4 protein-coding genes and 2 pseudogenes are annotated in these 10,860 nt (G+C 49.0%); 4 read left to right on the top strand and 2 right to left on the bottom strand.

What is annotated here, in order from left to right; translation table 11 throughout:
• Nucleotides 1–449 (bottom strand): hypothetical protein (locus D9734_RS23625; protein WP_240780552.1); only part of this gene is annotated, 449 nt, incomplete at its 3' end.
• Nucleotides 450–452: 3 nt separating this feature from the next.
• On the opposite strand from D9734_RS23625, the pseudogene D9734_RS20945 reads away from it, so the two are divergent.
• From D9734_RS20945 to D9734_RS23620, 3 genes and pseudogenes are all read left to right on the top strand, one after another.
• Nucleotides 453–4,692: pseudogene (locus D9734_RS20945) on the top strand (autotransporter outer membrane beta-barrel domain-containing protein).
• Nucleotides 4,693–4,912: 220 nt separating this feature from the next.
• Entirely contained in the window at nt 4,913–5,773 is an 861-nt protein-coding gene (pdxI, locus tag D9734_RS20940) for a pyridoxine 4-dehydrogenase (RefSeq protein WP_130210247.1), read from the top strand.
• Nucleotides 5,774–5,854 (top strand): annotated as a pseudogene (locus tag D9734_RS23620) (hypothetical protein); the annotation flags it as partial.
• Nucleotides 5,855–5,895: 41 nt separating this feature from the next.
• On the opposite strand, the gene azoR reads toward D9734_RS23620, so the two are convergent.
• Nucleotides 5,896–6,501: an FMN-dependent NADH-azoreductase gene (azoR, locus tag D9734_RS20935; protein WP_130210245.1), complete on the bottom strand. Its 606-nt coding sequence runs from the start codon at nt 6,499–6,501 to the stop codon at nt 5,896–5,898.
• A gap of 200 nt (nt 6,502–6,701) precedes the next feature.
• Between azoR and hrpA the strand changes: the two genes are divergently transcribed.
• Nucleotides 6,702–10,604: an ATP-dependent RNA helicase HrpA gene (gene hrpA / locus D9734_RS20930; protein WP_130210243.1), complete on the top strand. Its 3,903-nt coding sequence runs from the start codon at nt 6,702–6,704 to the stop codon at nt 10,602–10,604.
• The last annotated feature ends 256 nt before the right edge of the window (nt 10,605–10,860 follow it).

Here is a 10,860-nt window from a genome sequence, read left to right as displayed (position 1 = left end):
TGACTCTCACCGATCCGTAGTCTATCTGCTTTCAGATCGCCGGCTTGCTGGGGGTTGTTAATAACGAAGGTGACAGCACCATCAGCAACGGCGGCACCGGCACGCAAATTAACGGTGACGACGCCACGGCGAATAACGGCGGCAAAACCACCGTTGATGGCAACGATGCAACTGGCACGGAAATCAACGGCAATAACGGCACCATGACCGTCACCGATCCGGAGTCCATCGGCATTCAGATCGACGGCGACCAGGCGGTTGTTAATAACGAAGGCGACAGCACCATCAGCAACGGCGGCACCGGCACACAGATTAACGGTGACGATGCTACCGCCAACAACAACGGCAAAACCACCATTGACGGCAAGGACTCCACCGGCACAGAAATCGCTGGAAATAATGCGACAGTCAATCAGAACGGTGATCTGAATGTAAGTGGCGGGGCACATGGAATGGATATCACCGGTGACAGTGCGACGGTGAATAACAAGGGCACCATAACCGTTACAGATGAGGGTTCGATCGGTATTCAGATCGAAGGTGAGAACGCGACCTTTTCGAATACCGGCAAGGTTGATGTTACGAATTCAGCTACCGGGTTTAGCATCACTACTAATAATGGGGATGTCTCAGTGGCTGGCGATATGCAGATTGGTGATTTCTCCACGGGGCTTGTGCTCAATGGTGACGACAACAAATTAACGTTGGCTACGACCGATCTGAATGTAACCGGGCAGTCGGCCACTGGGGTTAATGTTAATGGTGATGGTAATAACGTTGATATCACTGGCAACATCAAGGTTGATAAAGATCAGTTAGCGGATAATGGTGCTGAAAAATTTTACGATACTTCTACTGGCATTAGTATTAAAGGCAATAATAACAATACAAATGTCGATGGTAAATTGACAGTTGTTGCCGATAGTGAAACGACTACCCAGTCATATTTAAAATATGATGGTAGTCAGGAGAATATCTCTGGTTTGGTAGTGACAGGTGATGACAATACAATTAATTTAAATAGTGGCATTCATCTGGTAGGTGAGGCTAATCAATTAACCGATGGTTCTGCTATAGCTGCGCAGCGCAAGGGATATGGCGATGTTCAGGTCATTAGTGTTGATGGTCAATCCACTGTTCATCTTAAAGGGGATTCAACAATAAGTGGTGATTTTCCATTAGGTTATGAAAGTATTATTCAGTTAAATAATAAAGCCATACTTGAGGTCGATGTTGGTGCCACACTAAGTATGGGGGATATTACTTCTTATGATCATTACAACACGCCAGAATCAAGACTCATAGGTGTTAATTCAGGAGCGAGTGCAATAAATAATGGTGACATAGCACTAAGAAACATTGGATTTGCAACAGTATCAGATGCTGACTCTACCGGTATTAACAATGGTTCCATTACATTGGAACAATATTTTTATGGGCAAGTACAAACTGCTGGTGCTGGATTCTTTGCGACACAAGATGGTAATGCAACAAATAATGGGACAATTACCGCAAAAATAATGCAGCAACAGAGTGTGATGAATATCTATTCTGACCTTGGAAGTACAACCCCAGCTGCGTTCTATAATAGAGCATCTGGCACTACAGGGATGGAGTCGTTCATCAATGGCTCAGTGGTCAATACTGTAGACGGAATTATTGATTTGTATGGACGCGGCACGATCGGTATGCTGGCCATTGATAATTCCACTGCAGATAATGCGGGGAAAATCAGTCTGGATTCGTTGTGGGTTGATGTAAACGACACAACTACGTTGAATAATAACATTGGCTCCGCTGACGCCAGAGATTTTGGCGTAGGTATGGCTGTGGGTACCGATACAGGTAGTAGCCCAAAAGAAAACGCAGTTGCAACCAACCAGCAAGGCGGGGTCATCACTGTCTATAACGCCGGTGCAGGGATGGCTGCTTATGGTGCGAGCAATATCGTCATAAACCAGGGGACGATTAATCTTGAGAAAAATAGTCATTATGATGCAAACTTGGCAGCAAACACCCTGGTAGGGATGGCTGTTTATAACTATGGTACTGCTATCAACGACCAGACAGGTATTATTAATATTAATGTTGATACCGGTCAGGCGTTTTATAACGATGGCACAGGTACAATCCTTAATTATGGTGCTATTAATCTGTTTGGTGTTCCTATGGATGAAGCTGATCCACATATGGGGGCTACAACAGAAAACAAAGATCTATTAAGAGAGCTGAGCAAGAGTGGTGAATCAGTTACCAAGACATCCACTAAGGATGGATTTATCATTACTGCGCCATTAGTTAATAATGGTAATGAAACGTTGAATGGTGATTTAAAAGCATCAAACTGGTTGTACAATGAAGAAAATGCCAGTCTGACGGTTAATGGTAAGTTGGATATCATAAAAGGATTGGAAAATAAAGGAGTGCTGGAGTCCGACACCATCAATGCTAGTACCAGTATTTATAACCGTGCTTCGGGAAGTATCACAACCGATCTGTTAACGTTGAATGGTGGAATAAACTTCTATAATGAAGGTATTTTCAGCGGTGTTATTAATGGAACTAGTTATAAACAAAATATTGTTAACACTGGTGATATGACAGTAACTGCTGATGGTAGCTCTTTAATAAACGGTAGTTTCTTGCTTTATAATGAAGCAGATTCGACGCTCACAAATAGCGGCAATGCTATTGCGGGAGGGGAAAATGCTATCGTTAATGTGACTCGTACTGGTGATTCACTTGCCCAGGTTAACCGCGGTACTATTACCGCGACTAATGGTTACAGCGCGATTAAAACCGCTAATACCGGTTCAAATAGTAATGGTAAGTGGATCTGGAATACGGAAACTGGCGTTATTAATGGTATTAATCCAACTGCGCCATTGATTGATTTAGGCCGTGGATATAATTTCGCAAATGCCGGAACAATCAATATTCAGGGTGATGGTGCAGTTGCCATTAGTGGAGGAGCTACCAGTTACACAATCCAGTTGGTGAACAGTGGCACGATTAACGTGGGTACTGAACAGTGGCACGATTAACGTGGGTACTGAACAGGGCAAAGCTGATGGAAGCAACGGTGAAGGCCTGATTGGCATTAAAGGTAATGGTTCTGCAACGACGATTAATAACACTAAAGACGGCGTTATTAATCTTTACGCAGATAATTCATGGGCGTTTGGTGGTTCCACTAAAGCGATCGTCAATAACGGTATTATCAACCTGCTGTGTAATATTGGTTGCGATATTTATGCACCAAATACAACAGGGACGAGAAATGATCATGATGGTACTACTGATATCACCGTACCGAATGCTTCTGCGACACCAGGACAAGGCAATGTACCTGCTGCGCCTGTTGAGTCAGTTACCCAGCAAAAACTCACCAATTACACCATTGGTACCAACAGTGACGGAAGTTCCGGCACGTTGAGAGCCAATAATCTGGCCATAAGTGACAACGTCACGGTCAATACCGGCTTCAGTGCCGGTACTGCTGATACCAGCGTAGTGATTGATGATGTTTTCAAAGGTGAAAATATCAGCGGCGTGGAGAATATTACTTCCTCCTCAGTTGTCTGGAACGCTAAAGGCAGCACCGATGTCAATGGCAACGTTGACGTCACCATGAGTAAAAACGCCTACACCGAGGTGGCAACTGATGCTTCGGTGAATGACGTCGCGAAAGCGCTGGATGCGAGTTATACCAACAACGAGCTGTACACCAGCCTTAACGTTGGTACTACGGCAGAATTGAATAGCGCACTTAAGCAAATCAGCGGCAGCCAGGCCACGACAGTGTTCCGTGAAGCGCGCGTGTTAAGTAATCGCTTCAGTATGCTGGCGGATGCGGCACCGAAGGTGGGTAACGGTCTGGCGTTCAATGTAGTCGCAAAAGGCGATCCGCGTGCCGAGTTGGGCAACAACACCGAGTACGACATGCTGGCATTGCGTAAAACCATTGACCTGAGTGAAAGCCAGACGATGAGTCTGGAGTACGGGATCGCTCGTCTCGATGGCGATGGTGCACAGAAAGCGGGTGATAACGGGGTGACTGGCGGCTACAGCCAGTTCTTTGGCCTGAAACATCAGATGTCCTTCGAGAATGGCATGAGCTGGAATAACGCATTGCGTTATGACGTGCATAACCTCGACAGCAGTCGTTCAATTGCATTTAGCAACACGAGCAAAACGGCAGATACCGATGTGAAACAGCAGTACCTTGAGTTCCGTAGCGAAGGAGCGAAGACCTTCGAGCCGAGCGAGGGGCTGAAGCTCACACCATATGCGGGTGTAAAACTGCGTCACACACTGGAAGGTGGCTATCAGGAGCGAAATGCCGGAGACTTTAACCTGAGTATGAACAGCGGCAGCGAAACGGCATTAGACAGTATCGTCGGGTTGAAACTGGACTACGCAGGCAAAGACGGCTGGAGCGCGAACGCGACACTGGAAGGTGGGCCAAACCTGAGTTATGCGAAGAGCCAGCGTACTGCAAGCCTTGCCGGCGCAGGCAGTCAGCACTTTAATGTTGATGACGGTCAGAAAGGCGGCGGTATTAATAATCTTGCAAGCGTTGGCGTGAAGTACAGCAGTAAAGAAAGTTCGCTGAATCTAGATGCTTACCACTGGAAAGAGGATAGCATCAGCGATAAAGGCGTAATGCTGAACTTTAAGAAAACGTTCTAATGATTAGGTCGTGAAGAAAACCGCAACGCTGATTCAGGTTGCGGTTTTTTATTGCCAGATGCGACGCCTGGCATGTCTTATCCAGCCAACGGTTTGCTGCTTTTCCCTGCGCCGGTATGTGCAGTACATCCGGCAATCTTGTTTACGTCTTCGCATTTTTTTTCGTTTTTCATTTCTATACTGATTTTTCGTATTCCGTTTTATTACAGGGCAGGGTGTTATGAGCAGCAACACATTTACTCTCGGTACAAAATCCGTTAATCGTCTTGGTTACGGTGCAATGCAACTGGCTGGGCCTGGCGTTTTCGGCCCTCCGAAAGATCGCCACGTTGCTATAACCGTGCTGCGTGAGGCACTGGCATTGGGCGTCAATCACATTGACACCAGTGATTTTTATGGTCCGCATGTCACCAATCAGATTATCCGTGAAGCGCTTTATCCTTACTCTGACGACCTGACAATTGTCACTAAAATTGGCGCGCGGCGTGGTGAGGATGCTTCCTGGTTGCCCGCTTTTTCTCCGGCAGAGCTGCAAAAAGCGGTGCACGATAATCTACGTAATCTCGGCCTGGACTTACTGGATGTGGTTAACCTGCGCGTTATGTTTGGCGATGGTCATGGCCCAGCGGAAGGATCGATTGAAGCCAGCCTGACCGTGCTGGCGGAGATGCAACAACAAGGGCTGGTAAAACATATTGGTCTGAGTAACGTCACACCGACGCAGGTTGCAGAGGCGCGTAAGATTGCCGAAATCGTCTGTGTACAGAACGAATACAACATCGCGCACCGTGCTGATGACGCAATGATTGATGCTTTGGCCCGCGATGGCATTGCATACGTACCGTTCTTTCCGCTCGGTGGTTTCACGCCGCTGCAATCCTCCACGCTTTCGGAAGTGGCAGCAAACCTTAATGCGACACCGATGCAGGTGGCGCTGGCATGGCTGTTACAGCGTTCACCGAATATTTTGCTTATCCCTGGGACGTCTTCCGTCGCGCATTTACGGGAGAATATGGCTGCTGAAAAATTGCATCTTTCTGAGGAAGTGTTGTCTACGTTGGATAGTATTTCGCGAGAATAACGAGTCAGACGCTCGCAGATTGTGCTGAAGGAAGAGCACAAAGCGATGCTGAGATTGTGGGAAAATAGGTTAGCGGATTGAGATGTGGACTGAACTACAGTCCACATCAAGATCGTATCCGGTTATGCAGCAACAATGCTGTCAATGGCTGCTTTCGCGTCAGACTGTGCTTTTGCTGCCATTTCCGGACCGTAGGCAATCCCTTCGGCGAAAACAAATTTCACATCAGTAATGCCGATAAAGCCCAGGAACGTGGACAGATACGGCGTCACCAGGTCAGTTGGTCCATCTTTATGGATACCGCCGCGGCTGGTAATAACAACGGCATTTTTACCCGTTACCAGACCTTCCGGACCGTTCTCGGTATAGCGGAAAGTAACGCCTGCACGTGCAACCAGGTCAAAATAGTTTTTCAACTGAGTCGAGATGTTGAAGTTGTACATCGGTGCCGCAATAACGATAACGTCGTGGGCTTTCAGCTCGGCAATTAGCTCATCGGAAAGCGCTAAAGCCTCCTGCTGACGCGGAGTCAGCGGCGCATCGCTCGGACGCAGAGCGCCAACCAGTTCACCATCCAGGACCGGAATCGGATTTGCAGCCAGGTCACGAACAGTGATTTCATCAGCGGAATGCTTTTCACGCCACTGTTCAACAAAATAATCGGACAACTGATTAGACTGAGAGTACCCTGCCAGGATGCTGGATTTAAGAACTAATACCTTGCTCATGGTGTTTCCTTATAGATGTTTGAATGGGCGATGCCCCGTTGCTTGTTGACACTTTATTCACAATCCTGCCACAGAGATAGCGCAATATATCGAAGTCTATGTTCGAATTTATTGAACAACACATAAAAAGCTGCGATGTGGTACTCTATATCTATCATTTAAAAGAAAATTAATCAGGCACGACGCTGCCCTCTAACGTTATGACAGAACAACAAAAATTGACCTTTAACGCCTTACAGCAACGGCTGGATTCGCTGATGCTGCGTGACAGACTGCGTTTTTCTCGCCGTCTGCACGGCGTGAAGAAGGTTAAAAATCCTGATGCACAACAGGCCATTTTCCAGGAGATGGCGAAAGAGATTGACCATGCGGCAGGGAAAGTCCTGCTGCGTGAAGCGGCACGACCGGAAATTACTTATCCGGACAATTTACCGGTTAGTCAGAAAAAACAGGACATTCTCGAAGCAATTCGTGATCACCAGGTGGTGATCGTCGCCGGGGAAACGGGTTCTGGTAAAACGACTCAGCTACCGAAAATCTGTATGGAGCTGGGGCGCGGGATTAAAGGGCTGATCGGCCATACCCAGCCGCGTCGCCTGGCGGCAAGAACGGTGGCGAACCGTATTGCGGAAGAGCTGAAAACGGAGCCGGGCGGTTGCATCGGTTACAAAGTGCGTTTCAGCGATCACGTAAGTGATAACACGATGGTCAAGCTGATGACCGACGGTATCTTGCTGGCGGAAATCCAGCAAGATCGCCTGTTGATGCAGTACGACACCATCATCATCGACGAAGCGCACGAACGTAGCCTGAACATTGATTTTCTGCTCGGCTATTTGAAAGAGTTGCTGCCGCGGCGTCCTGACCTAAAAATCATTATCACTTCCGCGACTATCGACCCGGAACGCTTTTCGCGCCACTTTAATAATGCGCCGATTATTGAAGTCTCCGGTCGGACCTATCCGGTGGAAGTGCGCTATCGCCCGATTGTTGAAGAAGCCGATGACACCGAGCGCGACCAGTTGCAGGCTATTTTCGATGCCGTAGATGAACTGAGCCAGGAAAGCCCTGGCGACATTCTGATCTTTATGAGCGGCGAGCGAGAAATTCGCGATACCGCCGATGCGCTGAACAAGCTGAACTTACGCCATACCGAAATCTTGCCGCTTTATGCGCGGCTTTCGAACAGCGAACAGAACCGCGTCTTCCAGTCGCACAGCGGACGGCGCATTGTGCTGGCGACCAACGTTGCAGAAACCTCGCTGACCGTACCGGGTATAAAGTACGTTATCGACCCAGGTACGGCGCGTATCAGCCGTTACAGCTATCGCACTAAAGTGCAGCGTTTGCCGATTGAGCCAATTTCGCAGGCTTCAGCTAATCAGCGTAAAGGCCGCTGCGGACGTGTGTCAGAAGGGATCTGTATTCGTCTCTATTCGGAAGACGATTTCCTCTCGCGCCCGGAGTTTACCGATCCGGAGATTCTGCGTACTAACCTGGCATCGGTTATTTTGCAGATGACCGCGCTGGGGCTGGGCGATATCGCCGCGTTCCCGTTTGTTGAAGCGCCAGATAAACGCAATATTCAGGATGGTGTGCGTCTGCTCGAAGAGCTGGGCGCGATCACCACTGATGAACAGGCCAGCGCCTATAAACTAACGCCGCTCGGTCGCCAGCTCTCGCAGCTGCCGGTCGACCCACGTCTGGCGCGTATGGTGCTGGAAGCGCAGAAACATGGCTGCGTGCGTGAGGCGATGATTATCACGTCTGCGCTCTCCATTCAGGATCCGCGCGAACGACCAATGGATAAACAGCAGGCATCGGACGAAAAACATCGTCGCTTCCACGACAAAGAATCCGATTTCCTCGCGTTTGTAAATCTGTGGAATTATCTTGGCGAGCAGCAAAAGGCGCTTTCTTCAAACGCCTTCCGTCGTCTGTGTCGTACCGATTATCTCAACTATCTGCGCGTGCGCGAATGGCAGGATATCTATACCCAGTTGCGCCAGGTAGTTAAAGAACTCGGCATTCCGGTGAACAGCGAACCGGCGGAGTATCGCGAAATTCACATCGCCTTACTGACCGGTTTGCTTTCCCATATCGGCATGAAAGATGCCGATAAACAAGAATATACCGGCGCACGTAACGCGCGTTTTTCCATTTTCCCCGGTTCCGGTTTATTCAAAAAGCCGCCGAAATGGGTGATGGTGGCGGAACTGGTAGAAACCAGCCGCCTGTGGGGGCGCATTGCGGCACGCATCGATCCGGAATGGGTGGAACCCGTCGCTCAGCATTTGATTAAACGCACCTACAGTGAACCGCACTGGGAACGGGCGCAGGGCGCGGTGATGGCAACGGAAAAAGTCACCGTTTATGGTTTGCCGATTGTTGCCGCGCGTAAGGTCAACTACAGCCAGATCGATCCGGCGTTATGTCGTGAACTCTTTATTCGCCACGCGCTGGTGGAAGGTGACTGGCAGACGCGTCACGCATTCTTCCGCGAAAACCTGAAACTGCGGGCTGAAGTGGAAGAACTGGAACACAAATCACGTCGCCGCGATATTCTGGTCGATGACGAAACGTTGTTTGAGTTCTACGACCAGCGCATCAGCCATGATGTGATCTCTGCACGCCACTTCGACAGCTGGTGGAAAAAAGTCAGCCGCGAAACGCCTGATTTGCTCAACTTTGAAAAGAGCATGTTGATCAAAGAAGGGGCAGAAAAAATCAGCAAGCTGGATTACCCGAACTTCTGGCATCAGGGCAATCTCAAACTGCGTTTGAGCTATCAGTTTGAGCCCGGCGCAGATGCTGACGGTGTGACCGTACATATTCCGCTGCCGTTACTTAACCAGGTTGAGGAGAGTGGGTTTGAGTGGCAGATCCCCGGTCTGCGCCGCGAACTGGTGATTGCTCTGATTAAATCGTTGCCGAAACCGGTACGCCGTAATTTTGTGCCCGCGCCAAACTATGCCGAAGCGTTTTTAGGCCGCGTCACACCGCTGGAGTTACCGTTGCTCGACAGCCTTGAGCGCGAACTGCGACGGATGACTGGCGTCACCGTTGACCGCGAAGACTGGCACTGGGATCAGGTACCCGATCACCTGAAAATCACCTTCCGCGTGGTGGATGACAAAAACAAGAAGCTAAAAGAAGGGCGCTCATTACAAGATCTGAAAGATGCCCTGAAAGGCAAAGTGCAGGAAACGCTGTCTGCGGTGGCGGATGACGGTATTGAGCAGAGCGGTCTGCATATCTGGAGTTTTGGTCAATTGCCGGAAAGCTATGAGCAGAAGCGTGGCAACTACAAAGTGAAGGCGTGGCCGGCGCTGGTGGATGAGCGCGACAGTGTGGCGATCAAACTGTTTGATAACCCGCTGGAGCAAAAGCAGGCAATGTGGAACGGTCTTCGCCGTCTACTGCTGCTGAATATTCCATCGCCGATCAAGTATTTGCATGAGAAGTTACCAAACAAAGCTAAGCTGGGGCTGTACTTTAACCCGTATGGTAAAGTGCTGGAGCTGATTGACGACTGTATCTCCTGCGGTGTGGATCAACTGATCGACGCCAATGGTGGACCGGTCTGGACGGAAGAAGGCTTTGCTGCACTGCATGAAAAAGTCCGCGCTGAACTGAACGACACGGTGGTGGATATTGCGAAGCAGGTCGAGCAAATCCTCACTGCAGTGTTCAATATCAACAAACGCCTGAAAGGTCGGGTGGATATGACGATGGCGCTGGGACTGTCGGATATCAAAGCACAGATGGGCGGGCTGGTTTATCGCGGTTTTGTTACTGGTAACGGCTTCAAACGGCTGGGCGACACGCTGCGATATTTGCGGGCGATTGAAAAACGACTGGAAAAACTGGCGATTGATCCACATCGCGACCGTGTGCAGATGCTGAAAGTCGAAAACGTCCAGCAGGCGTGGCAGCAATGGATCAACAAACTGCCGCCTGCACGTCGTGAGGATGAAGACGTGAAAGAGATCCGCTGGATGATAGAAGAGCTGCGCGTTAGTTACTTCGCTCAACAGTTGGGGACACCTTATCCGATTTCAGATAAGCGTATTTTGCAGGCGATGGAGCAGATTAGCGGTTAACCCTGCTATTTGCCTGATAAATCTAAAACCCGGTAAGCATTTAGCGCCGGGTTTTTTATTAATTCTAAAAACGGTAAAGGCAAAAATTGGGGAATTCAGAAAAATACAATTCTCTGCTGCAAGATGAATAATGTTTATCTACAGCTTTTCCGTAAAAGATATGTCAGGCTTGCGGAGAGGTGGTTAAGGAAATACGGCTTCCTCCTTTCAGAGTGCTCCGCTTCTCATTATTATCTCACGCAGTATTCTTAAGGGA

The organism is Escherichia sp. E14S1 (assembly GCF_004211995.1).
Classification (GTDB): Bacteria; Pseudomonadota; Gammaproteobacteria; order Enterobacterales; family Enterobacteriaceae; genus Escherichia.
Note: the sequence above shows the minus strand (reverse complement) of the source record. Positions and strands in the feature narration are given on the sequence as shown.